This is a genomic window from Pseudonocardia nigra, assembly GCF_019396355.1.
Taxonomy (GTDB): Bacteria; Actinomycetota; Actinomycetes; order Mycobacteriales; family Pseudonocardiaceae; genus Pseudonocardia; species Pseudonocardia nigra.
This window is the reverse complement of record NZ_JAHKRK010000181.1, coordinates 1-17,133: the sequence shown is the minus strand read 5'-3', so window position 1 is coordinate 17,133 and position 17,133 is coordinate 1. Positions and strand designations below refer to the sequence as shown.

Sequence of the window (17,133 nt, the reverse complement as noted above, 5' to 3'; positions counted from 1 at the left end):
CGACCGCTGGTGCGGTCGGCGCCGTCGGGAGGAGATCGCTCGGATCAGAGCGCGTCGGCGCGCTTGGCCAGCGCCGACTTGCGGTTCGCCGCCTGGTTCTTGTGGATGACGCCCTTGCTGGCGGCCTTGTCCAGGGCCCGGGCGGCGGCGCGCTGCAGCTCGACGGCCTTCTCGGTGTCGCCGGCCTCCACGGCCTCGCGGAAGCGCCGCACGGCGGTGCGGACGGAGGACTTGACCGACTTGTTGCGGATACGCCGCTTCTCGTTGGTCTTGACCCGCTTGATCTGGGACTTGATGTTGGCCACGCGAATGCCTCGAGTTCTTCCTGCCGCTGCTTGCTCGCCTAGTTTCGCTCTGCACCGGCGGCGGGGATCCGTTCGTTCACGCCGGGCGCTCAGCTGTCCATGTTACAGCGCGTGGAGAACCGGGTGAAATCGGCCCGTTCCCGCTCGCTGCGCGGCTCGTAGGCTACCCGTCGTGGGCCGGTGGTGGCGGGGACGTCCGTGGGTGCTCGACGCGGCCGTCGCCACCCTGCTGCTCGTCCTCGACGCGCTCGGGGCGTCGAGCCTCGCGCCGCCGGACCAGCGGGCCGGGTACCTGCGGCGTCGGTCGCGCTGGCCGCGCCCGTGGCGCTGCGCAGGCGCGCGCCGCGCACAGCGGCCGCGCTCGTGCTCGGGGGCTGCGCTGGCGGTGCTGACCCAACCCGCGCTCGCCGTGAACCACTTCGCGCTGATGGCGGTCGCCGTCATGGTCGGCACGGTGCGGGTGCACTGCGGCGGGCGGGACGCGCAGGTCCTACTGGGCGGGATCGTGGCGGGCGCGGCCCTCTGGACGTGGGCGACCGGGAGCTGGGGGCCGTGGCTCTGGCTGATCTGGGTGGCGGTGGCCGCCGTCGTCGGTGAGGTCGTCGCCGCCGCGGGCGCGCGGCGTACGGAGCTGGACCGGGACCGCGAGCTCGCCGCGGCGCAGGAGCGGGCGCGGATCGCCCGTGAGATGCACGACGTCGTCACGCACGCGGTGAGCGTGATGGTCGTGCACGCCGAGGGGGCGCGGCTGGTTCTGCGCCGCGACCCGGAGGGCGCCGAGCGTGCCATGGGCACCACCGCCGACGCCGGGCGCCAGACCCCCGACGAGCTGCGCGGGTTGGTTGCGGCGCTCCGGGGGACCGACGGCGACCCGGACGGGGGCCCGGACGGAGACCTCGTCGGGCTCGCCGCCATGATGCGCGCGGCCGGGCTGGCGGTACGGCTGGACCCCGAGCGACCGCAGCTCCCTGCGGGCCTGCGGGCCACCGGCTACCGGATCGTGCAGGAGGCCCTGACGAACTGCCTTCGCCACGCCCCGCCGGGTGCCGCCGTCACCGTGCTAGTCGAGGTGGACGGCCGCGAGCTGCGGATCGAGGTCGCGGACGACGGCGGTGCGGATCGGAAGCCGGCGAGCGGGCCGGGCCGGGTGGGCGCGGGCGTGGTCGGCATGCGGGAGCGCGCCCGCGCGGCCGGTGGCGAGCTGGAGGCAGGCCCGCGACGGTCGGGCGGCTGGCGGGTGCTGGCCGTGCTTCCGCTGCCGCGCACGCAGTAGCGTGCCGGGCGTGGCGACCACGGTGCTGCTGGTCGACGATCAGGAGCTCATGCGGATGGGCCTGCGCATGGTGCTCGACGCGCAGGAGGACATCGACGTCGTCGGCGAGGTGTCCGACGGGGCGGCCGCGGTCGCGGCGACCGATCGGCTGCGTCCCGATGTCGTGCTGATGGACGTGCGCATGCCCGTGCTCGACGGGGTCGAGGCCACGCGCAGGATCACGGGGGCGGGCAGCGCCCGGGTGCTCGTGATGACGACCTTCGACCTCGACGAGTACGTGTTCGCCGCGCTGCGCGGCGGGGCCAGCGGGTTCCTGCTCAAGGACGCGCCGCCGGCGGAGCTGGTGTCGGCGATCCGGGCGGTCGCGGCGGGCGACGCCGTCGTGTCCCCCCGGGTGACCCGACGGCTGCTCGACCGCTTCGTGTCGGGTGCGGGCGAGCCGAGGACCGACCCATCGGTGCTGGAGGCGCTGTCGGACCGCGAGCGGGAGGTGCTGATGCTCGTGGCCCGCGGCCGGTCCAACGCCGAGATCGCCCACGAGCTGCACCTGTCGCACGCCACCGTGAAGAGCCATGTCGGCAGGGTGTTGACGAAGCTGGGCCTGCGCGACCGCGTGCAGGCGGTGGTGCTCGCCTACGAGACCGGCCTGGTCCGGGCGGGCGAGTGGGCCTGAGGTAGCAGCGCGGTCCACCTCGCGACGCATCCGGGAACGCGACCCGCGGCCGATGTGGACAGCGGCGGCCGCGGGGGAGGGTGGCCGCCATGGCGGACGTGGTGCGGGCCCGTGGGCTCGGCAAGCGGTACCCGGGCGGGGTGCTCGCGGTGGACGGGCTCGATCTGGTGCTCGCGCCCGGCGAGGTGTACGGGCTCGTCGGGCTGAACGGGGCGGGCAAGACGACCGTGCTGCGAATGCTGCTCGGCCTGGCCCGGCCGTCGGCGGGGGACGTGCGGGTCTTCGGGGCGGCACCGGGTTCCCCGGCGATGCTGGCCCGGACCGGGGCGATGACGGAGTCGACCGGGCACTACCCGCACCTGACCGGTCGCCAGAACCTGCGGCTGATGGCGCGGCTGTCCGGGCTCGCCGGGCCCGGGCTCGACGGGCGGCTCGCCGAGGCGCTGGCCGCGGCGGGTCTCGCGGACCGGGCGGACCGGCGCGTCGGCGGCTACTCGCTCGGGATGCGCCAGCGACTCGGGCTGGCCGTCGCCCTGCTGGGCGGTCCGGAGCTGCTCGTGCTCGACGAGCCGACCAACGGGCTCGACCCGGCCGGGATCGCCGACGTCCGGCGCATCGTGCGGGCGCGCGCCGACGGCGGGTGCCGCGGTGCTGTTGTCGAGCCACCTGCTCGTCGAGGTCGAGCAGGTCTGCGACCGGGTCGGGCTGTTGCACCGCGGGCGGTTGGTGGCCGAGGGCGCGCCGGGCGAGCTGACGGGCGCGGCCACGGAGGTGATCGTGCGGGCCGAGCCCCTGCCGGCCGCCGTCCGCTGCCTGACCGGGCACCCGGCCGTCGAGTCCGTGACGGCCGCCGACGGCGTGCTCCGCGTCGTCACCGCCCGCGCCCAGACCGCCGAGATCAACCGGGCGCTCGTGGCCGTCAGCGAGCTGCGGGTGGGCGGCGGGCTGGAGGAGCTGCTGCTCGGGCTCGACGCGCAGGAGGTGGCGGCGTGATCGCGGCGGAGGTGCGGGCTCACCGGGACGCCCTGGTGCGGCGCCGGGCGGTGCTCGCGATCGGCGGGGCGTGGGTGCTGCTCGGCCCGCTGTTCGGGATGGGCGTGCCGTACCTGGTGGTCCGCCTGGGCGGGATGCCGCCCGAGGCGGCGGCGACGGTGCTCGACGGGTTGCTCCCCGGCGCGCTGCCGGGCACGGTCCTCGCCGGGTACACGCCCTTCGGCGGGGCCTACCTGGTGCTGCTCGGCGCTGTGCTCGTCGGCAACGAGTACCGCTGGGGCACCGTCGCCACGCTGCTCGTCCGGCGGGCGGGCCGGACCGGGGTGGTGCTGGCGCAGTCGGCCGCACTCGCGGTGGTGGTCGGGCTGGTCGTCGCGGCCGAGTTCGCCGTGGCGGCCCTCGCGGCGGTGACGATCGCGGCCCTGGAGGGGGCGGCCGCGCACGCACCGGACCTGGCGGCGGTCGGGGCGGCGCTCGGCGCGGCGTGGCTGGTGGGGGTCGCCTTCGCCGCGCTCGGCGCGCTGCTCGGGCACGTGCTGCGCGGCGCGACCGCGGCGGTGGGCATCGGCCTGGTCTGGGTGCTCGGGCTGGAGACAGCGGTGCGTGGCTGCTCGCGGTGCTGCCCGGGGCCGGCTGGGTGGAGGGCCTCCTGCTCGGCCCGTCGGTCGGGACGCTCGCCGTGGCGCTGGGCGAGCCCGCGGTCGACGCCCCGTTCGGGGTGGGGCCCGGCGGCCCACCCGCCGTCGCGGTGGCGGTGCTGCCGGCTACGCCCTGGTGGCCGTGGCGGCGGCGACCCTCCTGGTGCACCGCCGCGACGTGCCGGGCCCGACCTAGGACCAGGATTCGCGGCTCCCCGACTGGTCGGGGTCCGGGGCCGCGTCCGGGTCGGCGGCCGGTTCCGGACCGTGGGCCGTGGAGCCGGTGATCACGGTGTTGCCGCCCGCCCGCTTCGCCCGGTACATCGCGGTGTCCGCCGCGGCCAGTGCAGCGGTGGGCTCGCCGTCGAGCGGGGCGCGGACCACGCCCACCGACATCGTGACGCCTGCCGCCACCTCGGCGGGCAGTGCCGCGACCGCGTCGGCGGCCCGCTGCAGCGCCGCGCGGGCGACCGGGAGCGGAGTGGCCGGCATGACCACCACGAACTCGTCGCCGCCGTAGCGGGCCACCAGGTCCTGCGAGCGCAGGACCGTGCGCAGGCAGCTCGCCACCTCGCGCAGTACCGCGTCGCCCGCGGCGTGCGAGCGGTCGTCGTTGACGTCCTTGAACCGGTCGAGGTCGATGAGGGCGACGGCGCACGGCTGGGTGGCGGTCGTGGTGGTCGCCTCGGCGAGCCGCAGGTCCAGTGCCCGCCGGTTCGGCAGCCCGGTCAGGGGGTCCTGGAGCGCCTGGGCCGCGACGGCCCCGTGCTCCCTGGCCAGCCGGTGGTGTTCGGAGTGGCTGCGCAGCGCTGTCAGCCGCGCCTCCCGCAGCGCCCACAGCTCGCCCTCGAGCGCGATGGCGTAGCGCTCGAGGGCGTCCGAGCGGGTGCCGGCGCCGCGGGCGATCTCCTCGACCTTGGCGAACTCGCGGTGCAGCGCGAGGGCGAGCACGGCGTCCGTGCTGTCGTGCCACAGCTCCTCGTGCAGCGGGGCGAGCGCGCTCCACGCGTCGGCCGGTCGGTCGGCGGCGAGGAAGCAGCGCGCGGTGGCGATCGCCAACATGATGCGGTCCTCGGTGAAGTGCGCCACCTCCTTCAGCCCGGTCAGCAGCTCGAGGTGCTGAGGGCCGGGGCGCTGCAGGGCGTAGGCCGCCCCGATGATCGAGCACTCCTCGGCAGCCGTCCGGCCGCTGCCGCTACCGGCCCGCGCGGGCCCCCAGAGCAGGGCGGCGGCGTGCGCGGTCTGCGCGGCGCCGACGAAACGGGTGGCGGCTGCGGCGTCGCGTCCGCCGCGCTCCAGACGCAGCGCCCACGCGAGCTGTAGCCGCACCCGGTTGAGCTGGTGCACGAGCCGGTCCATCAGCGAGCCGGCGATCTCGGACACGGCGATGGCCCGCTGGGACACCTCGTCGGCCAGCTCGTGCGCGCCCAGCTTCAGCAGCACCAGCAGCAGCCCGTTGAGACTCCGCGACACCAGCCGGGACCACTCGGCCTGGTCCTCTCCCGGATCGGGTGCGGCGAGCTCGGTGAGGATGGCCAGCGCCTCGGCGGCGTCGGTGAGGGCGTTCTCCCCCTGCCCGAAGACGGCGGTGCGGTGCGCTCGCAGCGCGGCGGCCTCCCCGAGCCTGCGCGGGTCGTCGTCCAGCTCGGCGAGCTCGGTGTACTCCTGCAGCAGCACCTCGACGTCGTCGGCGTCGGCGGGGTCGTAGCCGAGTACCCGCACCAGGATGCAGATCCGCAGCAGCTCGGCGACCAGGTTGGACGGGCCCCGGCTGCGGGCGTGGGCGAGCAGGCCGTCCAGCCCGCGGCGCGCCGCCAGCCGTCCGGCCGGTGCGGCGCGCTGCTGCCAACGGAACTTCGCCAGAGCGCGGTCGGAGATCTGCTCGTCGGTGAGGCGGTCCGCCTCGTCGGGACAGTCGCACCCCGGTCCACCCGCGATGAGGGCGCACTCGGTCGACGTGCTGCTCATGACGGTCGAGCGCGTCGTCGTCACCGGTCGCCCCCTGGATCGCCGGTCGGGCTGCTCGGGTCGTTCGCCGGGGCTGGGGTCCCGGCCCGCGGGGGGACGGCCGACTCGCGGACCCCGCCCCTCGCGCGATCTGGCCATGGTGGCACGTGACTGCCCTGCTGGGGAGCCCGGGTTTCCGTGTGCACGCCATGATCGAACACACCGTGATCATGCCATCACCAGTGGTGACCGTCAGCCGTTGCGGGTGCTCATCCTCGCACCGCACGACGCCGCGTTGCTGCCCTCGAACGCGCTGACCGTCGTGGTGCTGGCGGCGCTGGTCGGGGTCGGGATCTACACGCTGCGCCGCCGGGACCTGGGTGCCGTGCACGGGCCCCGGTTCGGCAGGCGCGCCCAGTTCGTCGTGATGCTCCGCCTGGTGCGGCGCGTGTTCCTCGGGGTCGTCGCGGCGCTCGTGGTGACCCTCGCCGCCCGGCTGGTCACGGCCTGACCGGCGCTACTCCTCGTCGGCGCGGGGGCGGCCGCGGCGGCGCGGGCCCTGCGCGTCCTTCGGCAGCCTGCCCGCGTCGGCCAGCGCGGCCCGCAGCAGGAAGTCGATCTGCGCGTTCGTGCTGCGCAGCTCGTCGGCCGCCCACCGCGCGAGCGCGTCGTGGACGGCCGGGTCGAGCCGGAGCAGGAAGCTCTTGCGATCGGCCACGGGATCAGTGGTACAGCGAGCCCGCGTTGACGATCGGCTGGGTGGCGCGGTCGCCGCAGAGCACGACGAGCAGGTTGCTCACCATCGCGGCCTTGCGCTCCTCGTCGAGCTCGACGATGTCGCGCTCGGACAGCCGGGCCAGGGCCATGTCGACCATCCCCACCGCGCCTTCGACGATCCGCTCCCGCGCCGCGACGACGGCGCCGGCCTGTTGGCGCTGCAGCATCGCGCCGGCGATCTCGGGGCGTAGGCGAGGTGCGTCAGGCGGGACTCGACGATGCGCACGCCGGCCGACTCGACGCGGGCGGTGATCTCCGCCGACAGCCGCTCGGTGACCTCGGTGGCGTTGCCGCGCAGCGACAACTCGCCGCCGCCGTGGTCGTCGTAGGGGTAGCTGGTGGCGATGTGCCGGATCGCGGTCTCGGTCTGGGTGTGCACGAACTCCAGGAACTCGTCGACCTCGAACATCGCCATGGCGGTGTCCTCCACCTGCCAGACGACCACCGCGGCGATCTCGATCGGGTTGCCGTCGGACTCGTTGACCTTGAGCACCTCGCTCTCGTGGTTGCGGATGCGCGTGGAGACCTTGGTGCGGGTGGTCAGCGGGTTGACCCAGCGCAGCCCCGCCGGGCGGACGGTCCCGGTGTAGCGGCCGAAGAACTGCAGCACCTTTGCCTCGCCGGGCTCCACCGTGGTCAGCCCGGCCAGCGCGAGCACCCCGAGGCCGATCCCGATGGCCCCGATCGTGATGCCCACCACGACCGCGCCGCCGAGCACCAGCGCGGCACCGGCCCCTCCGCCGCCGAGCACGAGCGCGAGCCCGACGAGCACGCCGAGGAACCCGTCGGCGCTGGTCGCCCGGCGTTCGCGGACGGCGGGCTCGGGCATCCGGGCCCTGGCTGCGTCGAGGTCGTCGGTGGTCGGGTCGTCGGTGTTCGGGATGCCGGTCGTTGTGGGCCGGCTGGTCGTCGGTTCGGTGGTCATGGCGTCCCCCTGGGGCGTCGGGCGACCCGCTCGGCCGGCCGCTAGCAGGATGATATCAATTTTTTCCGACGTCGCCCTCACCCGTTCGGCGTCCCGCCCGGCGGCGCATGGGACGATGAGGGAACCCGTACCCGAAGGACTTCAGTGAGCTCGTTCGCCGATCGCACGTTCACCGCTCCGGAGCTGATCCGGAATTTCTGCATCATCGCCCACATCGACCACGGCAAGTCGACCCTGGCCGACCGCATGCTGCAGCTCACGGGCGTGGTCGACGAGCGCCTGATGCGCGCGCAGTACCTCGACCGCATGGACATCGAGCGTGAGCGCGGCATCACGATCAAGGCGCAGAACGTCCGGCTGCCGTGGCAGGTCGAGGGGCAGGACCACGTCCTGCACCTGATCGACACCCCGGGGCACGTCGACTTCACCTACGAGGTCTCCCGCGCGCTCGAGGCCTGCGAGGGCGCGATCCTGCTCGTCGACGCCGCGCAGGGCATCGAGGCGCAGACGCTCGCGAACCTCTACCTCGCGCTCGAGAAGGACCTGACGATCATCCCGGTCCTCAACAAGATCGACCTGCCGGCCGCCGACCCGGACCGCTACGCCGCCGAGATCGCCCACATCGTCGGCTGCGACGCGAACGAGGTGCTGCGGGTCAGCGCCAAGACCGGCGCGGGCGTGCGGGAGCTGCTCGACGAGGTCGTGCGCCAGGTGCCCGCCCCGGTCGGCGACCCGGACGCCCCGGCCCGCGCGATGATCTTCGACTCCGTCTACGACACCTACCGCGGCGTTGTCACCTACATCCGCGTCGTCGACGGGAAGATCACGCCCCGCGAGCGGATCAAGATGATGTCCACCGGTGCCACCCACGAGCTGCTCGAGGTCGGCATCGTCTCGCCCGAGCCGAAGTCCTCGGCGGGCCTCGGCGTCGGCGAGGTCGGCTACCTGATCACGGGTGTGAAGGACGTCCGGCAGTCGAAGGTTGGCGACACGGTCACCAGCCAGCGGCACGGCGCCACCGAGCCGCTCACCGGCTACCGGGAGCCGCGGCCGATGGTGTACTCCGGGCTCTACCCCGTCGACGGCTCGGACTATCCCGAGCTGCGCGAGGCACTGGACAAGCTGCAGCTGAACGATGCCGCTCTCACCTACGAACCCGAGACGTCGGCGGCGCTCGGGTTCGGGTTCCGGTGCGGCTTCCTCGGCCTGTTGCACCTGGAGATCACGCGCGACCGGCTGGAGCGCGAGGCGGGTCTCGACCTGATCTCGACCGCGCCCAACGTCGTCTACCGGGTGGTGCAGGACGACGGCAGCGAGCTCACCGTCACCAACCCGTCGGACTGGCCGACGGGCAAGGTCGCGGAGGTGCACGAGCCGGTCGTCAAGGTGACCATCCTGGCGCCGTCGGAGTTCATCGGCGCGATCATGGAGCTGTGCCAGGCCCGCCGCGGTCAGCTCGGCGGCATGGACTACCTGTCGGAGAGCCGGGTCGAGCTGCGCTACACGATGCCGCTCGCCGAGATCATCTTCGACTTCTTCGACGCGTTGAAGTCCCGCACCCGCGGCTACGCATCCCTGGACTACGAGGAGGCGGGCGAGCAGCAGGCCGACTTGGTCAAGGTCGACATCCTGTTGCAGGGCGAGCCTGTCGACGCGTTCTCGGCGATCCGGCACAAGGACCACGCCTACGCCTACGGCACCTCGATGGCCACGAAGCTGCGCGAGCTGATCCCGCGCCAGCAGTTCGAGGTGCCGATCCAGGCCGCGATCGGGTCGCGGATCATCGCGCGGGAGAACATCCGCGCGATCCGCAAGGACGTGCTCGCCAAGTGCTACGGCGGTGACATCACCCGCAAGCGCAAGCTGCTGGAGAAGCAGAAGGAGGGCAAGAAGCGGATGAAGACCATCGGGCGGGTCGAGGTCCCGCAGGAGGCCTTCGTCGCGGCGCTGTCCACCGAGTCCACCGCCGACAAGGCGAAGAAGTAGGGAACCGCCCTGTCCCGCGTTCCGTCTATGCCTCACGACGGAAGGAGGGGACCATGGGGGTCATGACCACCGGCCACGCCGCCATCCCGACAGGTCGCCCGTTCACGGTTGCGGACCTGGAGGCGATGCCCGATGACGGCAACCGGTACGAGCTCATCGACGGAATGCTCATCGTGAGCCCGGCACCGGGCTGGAGCCACCAGGAGATGGGGTTCGCCGCGGGTATCGAGTTGCGGAGGGCGTGTCCACGGCAGCTACGGGTCTTGCTCGCGCCGTTCGCCGTGCAGACGGCGTTCGACAGCGAGGTGCAGCCCGACGTGATCGTCACGCGATACACGGATCTGACGCCGAAGAACCTTCCGGTCGCGCCATTGTTGGCGGTCGAGGTGCTGTCCCGCAGCACGGCGCTGCACGACCGCAACACGAAGAAGGCGTTCTACGAGCGGATCGGCGTGCCGTCGTACTGGCTGCTCGATCCCACCGAGCCGGGCTCGCTCACCGCGTTCGAGATCGACGGCGGCGGGCGCTACCGGGAGGTCGCGCACGTCGCCGGCGACGCGGAGTTCCGCGCGGAGCGGCCGTTCCCGGTCACGCTCGTGCCCGCGCGGCTGCTGGACGGCCTGCGCCTCTGACCCCGCACCTTGAGCCCGGCTACTCCGGCTGGGCCGTCAGCTCGACGACCGCGCCGTCGGCGTCGATGCTCAGCACGCGCAGCTGCAGCACGCCCTCGCCGGATCCGAGGCGGGTCGTGCCGCCGGTGCCGATGAAGGACAGTCCGCGGCCGCCGGAGGTGAACTGGACGTCGAAGCCCACCGCGTAGGGCAGGACGGCCGTGATCGCCACGGTCTCCACCCCGGCGAGGCCGTCCAGCGGGATCACGACGGGCTGGGTGACGGTGATCGTGCAGGAGCCGTCGAGGCAGTCCGCGATGTCGTCGCCCGGAGCTGGCTGAGCTGGCTGGGCGGGGGCGATGAACGCCGCCGACGGGGCGGGCGCGGCGGTCGCCGGGGCAACGGCGCCCGTGGGGGCGCCCAGTGCGAGCGTGGCGAGCACGGCGGTCGTGGCGAGCTGGCGGTACACGGCGCTCCTTCCCGCGGTTTCCCTCGATGTCAGGGAGGCTAGGTCACCGATCACGCCGTCGCCGTCCGTCTCATCCGAAGGAGGGGACCATTGGCCGCCCTGACGACCCCTTTCGTGTTCACCCGCCCACTTCCCCGGAGCGGCGGGTGATCCCCGGCGGGCTGCTCGTCGAGCTCGCGGTCCTGCTGGTCGTCCTGCTTCTGGGGGTGGCCGCGGGCCGGGCGGGATCCCGCTAGACGCTGCTGGTCGCCGGGCTGGTGGGCACGGTCGGACTCGGCGTCGTCCTCACGGCGGCGAGCGGGGCGGGCGACGCACCGGGCGTCGGTGAGGACCCGGCGGCGGAGCTCGCCGCGCTGTACTCGGTGACGGTGCCGCTCGTCGTGGCGTTCACGGCGGGGTGGCTGTGCGCCCGGTCCGGCTGGGGACGCCGCTTCCTGGTGCTCGCGGTGGCCGCGCTGGTGCTCGCGGCGTTCCCGTACGACGCGGTGGGCAGGTTGACGGCCGATGCGTTCCTCCTCGGGCCCGCGGTGGGAATCACGGTGCCGCTCGGGGCAGCGTCCCGTTAGGTTTCCCCGGTGCTGACCGGACTCGACGTCCCGATCGTCCTGGCGCCGATGGCGGGCGGCCCGACCACCCCGGAGCTCGTGGCCGCGGTGTCCGGGGCGGGCGCCCTCGGTTTCCTCGCGGGCGGCTACCTCGACGCCACCGCGCTGCAGGCGACGATCGCCGCGCTGCGGGAGCGCACGGACCGGCCCTTCGGGGTCAACCTGTTCCTGCCCGACGAGCGCCGCGACGAGGGCGTGGCGGAGTACCGCGAGCGGCTGCTCAGGGCCGGGCTGGCCGCGGGCGAGCCCGCCTGGGACGACGACAACGGCTACCCCGGCAAGCTCGTGCTGCTGCTGGCCGACCCGGTGCCGGTGGTGTCGTTCACGTTCGGTTGCCCGGACGCCGCCACGGTCGAGCGTTTGCACGCGGTGGGCAGCCAGGTGCTGGCCACCGTCACGACCCCGGCCGAGGCACGCCTCGCGGCGGCGGCCGGCGTCGACGCGCTCGTCGTGCAGGGCACCGAGGCCGGGGCGCACCGCGCCGTCTTCGCGAACGACCCCGCGGACCCGAGCGGGGGCGCCGAGTTCGGGCTGCTGGCGCTGGTGCGGCTCGTCGCGGCCGAGGTCGACCTGCCGCTGGTGGCCGCCGGCGGGATCGTGGACGGCGCGGGCGTGGCCGCCGTGCTCGCGGCCGGGGCCGTCGCGGCCCAGCTGGGCACCGCGTTCCTCGCCTGCCCCGAGGCCGGGACGAAGCCTGCCCACCTGGCGGCGCTGACCGCCCCCGACCCGCGCGGCACGGCGATCACCCGCGCGTTCACCGGGCGGCCCGCGCGGGGCATCCGCAACGCCTTCCTCGAGGCGCACACGGCCGCGGCACCCGCGGCCTATCCCCAGGTGCACCACGTGACCCGCCCGATCCGGGCCACGGGGGACCCCGAGGTGATGAGCCTGTGGGCGGGACAGGGCTACCCGCTGGTGCGCAGGCTGCCCGCCGCGGAGCTGGTGGCGACGCTGTTGAGCGAGGCCGGGGACGCGGCGGCAGCGGTGACCGCGCGCCTGGGGGGAGGAGCGCGATGACCAGGGGACTCGTCGAGTCGGTGAACGTGGCCGTGGTGCGCACCGACCCGTGGACGCGGGTCAAGAGTGGGAAGTCCGGCATCGACAAGCGGCCCGTCGCCGGCCCGGTGCGGCTCACGGCCGACGGCGTCGAGGGCGACACCGTCTGTGACGCCGAGAACCATGGCGGACGGGACCAGGCCGTCTACGCCTACTCGGCCGACGACCTGCGGTTCTGGACGGGCGAGCTCGGGCAGGAGGTGCTGCCGGGCGGGGTGGGGAGAACCTCACGCTGTCCGGGATCGACTGCTCCGGCGCAGTGGTCGGCGAGCGCTGGCAGGTGGGGGACGCCGTGCTGCAGGTGCGCGGCCCGCGGATCCCCTGCCGCGTGTTCGCGGGGTTCCGAGGCGTCCCGGACCTTGTCAAGCGGTTCACGGCGGCGGGCAGACCGGGCGCCTACCTCGCCGTGGAGCGCCCGGGACGGGCGCGGGCGGGCGACGAGGTGCGCGTGCTCGACCGACCCGTGCACGGCGTCACCACGGCTCACGTCATGGCGGCGATGATGGGCGAGCGGGATCGCGTACTCGCGCTGGGAGAGGTGCGCGAGTACCTCGGGGTGCGCGGACGCGACTGGCTGGACCGGACGCTCGCGGCGATGGGGGCGTGACCCGGGGAGCTCTCGGGGAGCGGAAAGTTCAGTGGGCGACGCCCTGGCTCGCCAGGGTCTCGAGCAGCTCGGCCAGCTGGGCGCGTTCCTGGGTGTGGGGGGAGCCCAGTGCCTCGCCCGCGCGGCGTTCGACGCGGCCGCACACCCGCTCGACGACCTCGCGCCCGTCGCCGGCCAGGTGGACCAGCACGCGGCGCCGGTCGACCGGGTCGGTGCGCCGGTAGGCGAGCCGGGAGGCGACCAACCGGTCCACCACCCGGGTGGCCGTAGGCGCCGGCAGAGCGGTGTGCGAGGCGATCTCGCCCATGCTCCGGCCGCCGCCGCGGGCGAGCATCAGCAACACCCGCCAGCCGTCCCGGCTGACCCCTTCCGCCGAGGTGGCCGGGGACAGCGCGGAGGCGACCGCACGGTCCAACCGGTCGAGCAGCTCGACCAGACCTGTCACGCGCGGCGCCGGGGCGTAGGCGTTCCCCGGCGCCCTCCGACTTGGTGGCTCAGACACGGTCACACACTGTACGTCCTGAAAAGGGCAGATGTCGCTCTCAGCTTCGAAAAGTCGCTCCGGATGGCCCAACGGTCGGGTGAACGGCTTCAGCGGGTGAAGACGATCTTTCCGGCGGTCTCGCCGTCCAGCATCGCGCGGAACCCCTCCTCGGCCCGTTCCATCGGCAGCTCCAGGCCGATCTCGGGGGAGATCCCGGCGTTCGCGACGAACGTGAGGAGGTCGGCGAGCTCGTCGCGGGTGCCCATCGTGGAGCCCACGACGCGCAGCTGGAGGAAGAACAGCCGCTGCAGATCCGCACCCGGGTTGGGGCCGCTCGTCGAGCCCGAGACGACGATGACGCCGCCCGGCTTGAGCGCGCGCATCGAGTGCGACCACGTGGCCTCGCCGACCGTCTCGAACACCGCGTCGACGCGGGCGGGCAGCCGCTCGCCGGACGGGAACGTGGCGTGCGCGCCCAGCTTCTCGGCCAGCGCCCGCTTCTCCTCGCTGCGGCCGGTGACCCAGACCTGCATCCCCGCGGCCCGGCCGAGCTGGACGAGCGCGGTGGACACCCCGCCCGACGCGCCCTGCACGAGCATCGTCTGGCCGGGGCGCAGCCCCGACTTCACGAACAGCATCCGGTAGGCGGTGAGCCAGGCGGTCCCCATCACCGAGGCCTGGGCGGCCGTGAGGCCCGCGGGCCGGGGCACGGCGTTGCGCTTCGGGACGACGACCGTCTCGGCGAACGTCCCCTGGTGCTTCTCGGTAAGCAGCGTGCGCTTCGGGTCGAGGGTCTCGTCGCCGCTCCAGGCCGGGTCGCCGATCACCGAGTGCAGCACCACCTCGGTGCCGTCCTCGAGCGTGCCCGCGCCGTCGCAGCCCAGGATCATCGGGAACTGGTCGGGCTTGATCCCCACCCCGCGCAGCGTCCACAGGTCGTGCATGTTCAGGCTGGCGGCGCTGACGTTCACCGCCACCCATCCCTCGGGCACCTCGGGGGCGGGACGCTCCCCGACGGTGAGCGAGTCGAGCGGAGCGTCGGCGTTGGGCTCTGCGGCGTAGACGGCGAACATGCCACGGAAACTAGTGCCTTCGGCGCCCGGCTACTGTGTGAGTCGTGGTACGGGCGGTGGCGGACTGGTGGGACGCGGTGGAACTGTGGCTCACGCAACTCGCGTTCCCGCTCCAGGTGGTGCTCGCCGTGCTGGTGCTGGTGCCGTTGTGCTGGGGCGTGGCGACGGGCGTCGACCGCGTCGTCGAGGTGGCCGCGGCGCGGATCGCGGCCCGGCGCGCGGTCCGGCGGGAGTGACCGTGTGACGTCGCGACGAGTTGCTGGAGCACGCAGTGCCCTGCTGTGCCGACGTGCTGCGGGCGGTCGAGGCGGGCGAGCCGCCGTACGCCCCGGCGACGGCGCAGCGATGGCTGGGGATGCTGGCCGCGGGGTGACCGTCGCTTAGCCCTGCAGTCCCGGGCCACCCTGCCAGGAGCGCCACAGCGACGCGTAGGTGCCGTCCGCGGTCACCAGGGCGTCGTGGGTGCCCCGCTCGGTGATCCGGCCTCGCCCCAGCACCACGATCCGGTCGGCATCCCGGGCGGTGTGCAGGCGGTGGGCGATGGCGATGACCGTCCGGCCGTGGAGGACCGCGCTGAGGCGGCGCTCGGTGTGCCGGGCTGCGGCGGGGTCGAGCACGGCCGTGGCCTCGTCGAGGACGACGACGCGCGGGTCGGCCAGCACCACCCGCGCAAGTGCGACGTGTTGGGCGGCGGCCGGGCCGAGCGGGGTGTGCGCGGCGCCGAGGGCGGTGTCGAGCCCGGCGGGCAGGTCGGCGACCCAGCGGGCGTCGACGGCGTCGAGGGCGGCCGACAGGTCGGCGTCGGTCGCGTCGGGGGCGGCGACGGCGAGGTTCTCGCGCAACGTACCGAGGAAGACGTGCTGTTCCTGGGCCACGAGCAGCACCCGGTGGCGGCGTTCGTCGACCGGGAGATCAGCGACCGGAACTCCGCCGACGGTGACGGATCCGCCCGACGGGCGGTCCAGGCCGGCCAGCAACCTGCCGAGCGTCGACTTGCCCGCCCCGGACGGTCCCACGATCGCCAGGCGCTCGCCCGGAGCGACGGTGAGCGTGACGTCGTCGAGCACGTTGCGGGCAGTGGCGTCATAGGCGAAGCGGAGCGCGATCGCCTCGACCGTGTCGTCCCGGGGCAGCGCGGGCCGGGGCTCCGCGACGGGAACCTCCTCCACGCCGAGGACCCGGGCAAGCGCAGCGCCGCCCGCCTGCAGCTGCTCGACCCGCAGCAGGATCCGGTCGAGCGGGTCGACCAGCTGCACGGCGTACAGCGCCGCGGCGACGACGGATCCCAGCCCGACCGCGCCCGCGTCGATGAGCAGCCCGCCGACCAGCAGCACCAGCGCCACTGGTACCGCGTAGGACGCATCGCACACCGGGAACAGCACGCTGCGCAGCCGCAACGTGGCCAGGCCGGTGCACAGCATGCGTTCCACCGCCCCGTCGCCGACACCGATCCGATGCTCGTGCAGCCGGTAGGCCTCGACGGTGCGGGCCCCCGCGGTGGTCGCCGCGAGGCTCTCGGTCATCTCCGCATGTGCTGTGCCGGCCTCGAGGTAGGCGCTGCGCGCCCGGCGCAGATACCAGCGGGTGACCACGGGCAGTGCCCCGAGGCCGGCGAACGCGCACACCGCGAGCACCGGGTCGAGCACCACGAACGCGACCAGGGTGAAGGTGACCTGCACGATGCCGATGAGCAGATCCGGTGCGGCGTCGCGCACGGTCGCCCCGACCGTGGTCACGTCGCCGGTGCTGCGGGTGACGAGCTCACCGGTGCCGGCCCGCTCCACGGCGGCGATCGGCAGCGTGAGCACGCGGTCGACGAAGCGTTCCCGCAACCGGGCCAGTGCACGTTCGCCGAAACGCAGCCCGGCGAGCCGGGCGAAGCGGGTGAGCACCAGCTGGGCTGCCGCGAACGCCACCGTGGCCGCGGCGAGCGTGTCGACCGAACCGCCCTGCTCCACCCGGTCGACGATCCGGCCCAGCAGCGCGGGTGCGGCGAGCCCGGCGGCGGCGGCGAGTGCGTGCAGTGCCACCACCACTGCCATGCCCCGCCGGTCGTCCGCGATCAGCTGCCGTGCGGCGCGCCGCACCACGTCCGGCCCCGCGACCGGAAGCGCGTTCACCGGTCCGTCCCGTCCCCGCGCAGAACGAGCTCCCGGTAGGCCGGTTCGGTGTCCAGCAGGTCGTCGTGGCTGCCGGTCGCGGCCAGGCGCCCGTCGACGAGGAACGCGACGGCGTCGGCCCGGGCGAGCAGCAGCGGCGACGTCGTCGTCACGAGCGTTGTCCGGCCCTGGCGGGCGGTGCGCAGCCGCTCCGCGATCGTCGCTTCGGTGTGGGCGTCCACGGCCGAGGTCGGATCGGCGAGCAGCAGCACCTCGGGATCGGCGAGTACGGCCCTGGCCAGCCGGATCCGCTGCCGTTGCCCGCCCGAGAGCGTGCGGGCGCCGTCGTCGATCGGGGCGCCGAGCCCGCCCGGCAGAGTCTCGGCGATGTCCTCGGCGGCTGCCACCCGCAGCGCGGCCGCGGCGCCCCCGTCCGTACTCCCGAGGGCCTCGCGCAGCGGCCCGGCGAACAGGTGCGCGTCGTGCTCGGCCACCAGTATGCGGCGGCGCACCTCGGTGAGCGGGACCCGGTGCAGTGCAACCCCGCCCCAGTCCACGCGGCCACTCGCGTACCCGCCCAGCCGGTCGACGACGGCGGGGGGGCCCGCCGGG

At 74.2% G+C, this 17,133-nt stretch carries 19 protein-coding genes and 2 pseudogenes; 11 read left to right on the top strand and 10 right to left on the bottom strand.

The genetic code is table 11. From position 1 onward, the window contains the following. Positions 1–44: 44 nt before the first annotated feature. Positions 45–305, bottom strand: a complete 261-nt coding sequence (gene rpsT / locus KME75_RS31205) for a 30S ribosomal protein S20 (protein WP_219418517.1) — start codon at positions 303–305, stop codon at positions 45–47. Between the two features lie 172 nt (positions 306–477). Here rpsT and KME75_RS43970 point away from each other — a divergent pair, with 172 nt between their 5' ends. The 4 genes and pseudogenes from KME75_RS43970 to KME75_RS43960 all read left to right on the top strand — a co-directional run bounded on the left by KME75_RS43970 (position 478) and on the right by KME75_RS43960 (position 3,244). Beyond that, positions 478–1,578, top strand: coding sequence for a sensor histidine kinase (locus KME75_RS43970; RefSeq protein ID WP_219418516.1), 1,101 nt, complete (start codon positions 478–480; stop codon positions 1,576–1,578). Positions 1,579–1,627: 49 nt separating this feature from the next. Next, a complete protein-coding gene (locus tag KME75_RS31195) occupies positions 1,628–2,251 on the top strand; it encodes a response regulator (RefSeq protein WP_246633201.1) in 624 nt (207 codons plus the stop codon). 89 nt (positions 2,252–2,340) lie between these two features. Further along, positions 2,341–2,817, top strand: a pseudogene (locus tag KME75_RS43965) (ATP-binding cassette domain-containing protein); the annotation flags it as partial. Positions 2,818–2,899: 82 nt separating this feature from the next. Continuing rightward, complete coding sequence (locus KME75_RS43960) at positions 2,900–3,244, top strand: ATP-binding cassette domain-containing protein (RefSeq protein ID WP_246633194.1); 345 nt, start codon at positions 2,900–2,902, stop codon at positions 3,242–3,244. 229 nt (positions 3,245–3,473) lie between these two features. Here the strand turns inward: KME75_RS43960 and KME75_RS47620 are convergent, their stop codons facing one another. After that, complete coding sequence (locus tag KME75_RS47620; protein WP_219418515.1) at positions 3,474–3,809, bottom strand: hypothetical protein; 336 nt, start codon at positions 3,807–3,809, stop codon at positions 3,474–3,476. Positions 3,810–4,074: 265 nt separating this feature from the next. Next, positions 4,075–5,850 (bottom strand): GGDEF domain-containing protein, encoded by a 1,776-nt coding sequence (locus tag KME75_RS31180; protein ID WP_219418514.1) that lies wholly within the window; start codon positions 5,848–5,850, stop codon positions 4,075–4,077. Positions 5,851–6,088: 238 nt separating this feature from the next. Here KME75_RS31180 and KME75_RS31175 point away from each other — a divergent pair, with 238 nt between their 5' ends. Beyond that, positions 6,089–6,340, top strand: coding sequence for a hypothetical protein (locus tag KME75_RS31175; protein WP_219418513.1), 252 nt, complete (start codon positions 6,089–6,091; stop codon positions 6,338–6,340). A gap of 6 nt (positions 6,341–6,346) precedes the next feature. Here KME75_RS31175 and KME75_RS31170 read toward each other — a convergent pair whose 3' ends face one another. Together KME75_RS31170 and KME75_RS31165 are read right to left on the bottom strand one after the other, a co-directional pair. Then, positions 6,347–6,547, bottom strand: a complete 201-nt coding sequence (locus KME75_RS31170) for a type II toxin-antitoxin system antitoxin (protein WP_219418512.1) — start codon at positions 6,545–6,547, stop codon at positions 6,347–6,349. A gap of 4 nt (positions 6,548–6,551) precedes the next feature. Then, positions 6,552–7,435: pseudogene (locus KME75_RS31165) on the bottom strand (SPFH domain-containing protein). A gap of 240 nt (positions 7,436–7,675) precedes the next feature. Here KME75_RS31165 and lepA point away from each other — a divergent pair. Both lepA and KME75_RS31155 read left to right on the top strand, forming a co-directional pair. Further along, complete coding sequence (gene lepA / locus KME75_RS31160; RefSeq protein ID WP_219418511.1) at positions 7,676–9,517, top strand: translation elongation factor 4; 1,842 nt, start codon at positions 7,676–7,678, stop codon at positions 9,515–9,517. 62 nt (positions 9,518–9,579) lie between these two features. Continuing rightward, positions 9,580–10,149, top strand: a complete 570-nt coding sequence (locus tag KME75_RS31155; protein WP_246633193.1) for a Uma2 family endonuclease — start codon at positions 9,580–9,582, stop codon at positions 10,147–10,149. 19 nt (positions 10,150–10,168) lie between these two features. Here the strand turns inward: KME75_RS31155 and KME75_RS31150 are convergent, their stop codons facing one another. Then, positions 10,169–10,597, bottom strand: coding sequence for a hypothetical protein (locus tag KME75_RS31150; RefSeq protein WP_219418509.1), 429 nt, complete (start codon positions 10,595–10,597; stop codon positions 10,169–10,171). Positions 10,598–10,854: 257 nt separating this feature from the next. On the opposite strand from KME75_RS31150, the gene KME75_RS31145 reads away from it, so the two are divergent. The 3 genes from KME75_RS31145 to KME75_RS31135 all read left to right on the top strand — a co-directional run bounded on the left by KME75_RS31145 (position 10,855) and on the right by KME75_RS31135 (position 12,865). Further along, positions 10,855–11,163: a hypothetical protein gene (locus tag KME75_RS31145; protein WP_219418508.1), complete on the top strand. Its 309-nt coding sequence runs from the start codon at positions 10,855–10,857 to the stop codon at positions 11,161–11,163. 9 nt (positions 11,164–11,172) lie between these two features. Further along, positions 11,173–12,219 (top strand): NAD(P)H-dependent flavin oxidoreductase, encoded by a 1,047-nt coding sequence (locus KME75_RS31140; RefSeq protein WP_219418507.1) that lies wholly within the window; start codon positions 11,173–11,175, stop codon positions 12,217–12,219. Between the two features lie 298 nt (positions 12,220–12,517). Beyond that, positions 12,518–12,865, top strand: a complete 348-nt coding sequence (locus KME75_RS31135) for an MOSC domain-containing protein (RefSeq protein ID WP_372452709.1) — start codon at positions 12,518–12,520, stop codon at positions 12,863–12,865. A 28-nt stretch (positions 12,866–12,893) separates the two neighbouring features. Here the strand turns inward: KME75_RS31135 and KME75_RS31130 are convergent, their stop codons facing one another. Beyond that, entirely contained in the window at positions 12,894–13,310 is a 417-nt protein-coding gene (locus KME75_RS31130; RefSeq protein ID WP_219418506.1) for a MarR family winged helix-turn-helix transcriptional regulator, read from the bottom strand. 146 nt (positions 13,311–13,456) lie between these two features. Beyond that, positions 13,457–14,422 (bottom strand): zinc-binding dehydrogenase, encoded by a 966-nt coding sequence (locus KME75_RS31125; protein WP_219418505.1) that lies wholly within the window; start codon positions 14,420–14,422, stop codon positions 13,457–13,459. 44 nt (positions 14,423–14,466) lie between these two features. On the opposite strand from KME75_RS31125, the gene KME75_RS31120 reads away from it, so the two are divergent. Continuing rightward, positions 14,467–14,658 carry a hypothetical protein gene (locus tag KME75_RS31120; RefSeq protein ID WP_219418504.1) on the top strand — a complete coding sequence of 64 codons (192 nt, stop codon included), beginning with the start codon at positions 14,467–14,469 and terminating at the stop codon, positions 14,656–14,658. 144 nt (positions 14,659–14,802) lie between these two features. Here the strand turns inward: KME75_RS31120 and KME75_RS31115 are convergent, their stop codons facing one another. Then, on the bottom strand, positions 14,803–16,542 hold the full coding sequence (locus KME75_RS31115) for an ABC transporter ATP-binding protein (protein WP_308283264.1): 1,740 nt from the start codon (positions 16,540–16,542) through the stop codon (positions 14,803–14,805). After that, on the bottom strand, positions 16,539–17,133 hold a 595-nt coding region (locus tag KME75_RS31110), incomplete at its 5' end, for an ATP-binding cassette domain-containing protein (RefSeq protein WP_219418503.1). The genes KME75_RS31110 and KME75_RS31115, both read right to left, overlap by 4 nt.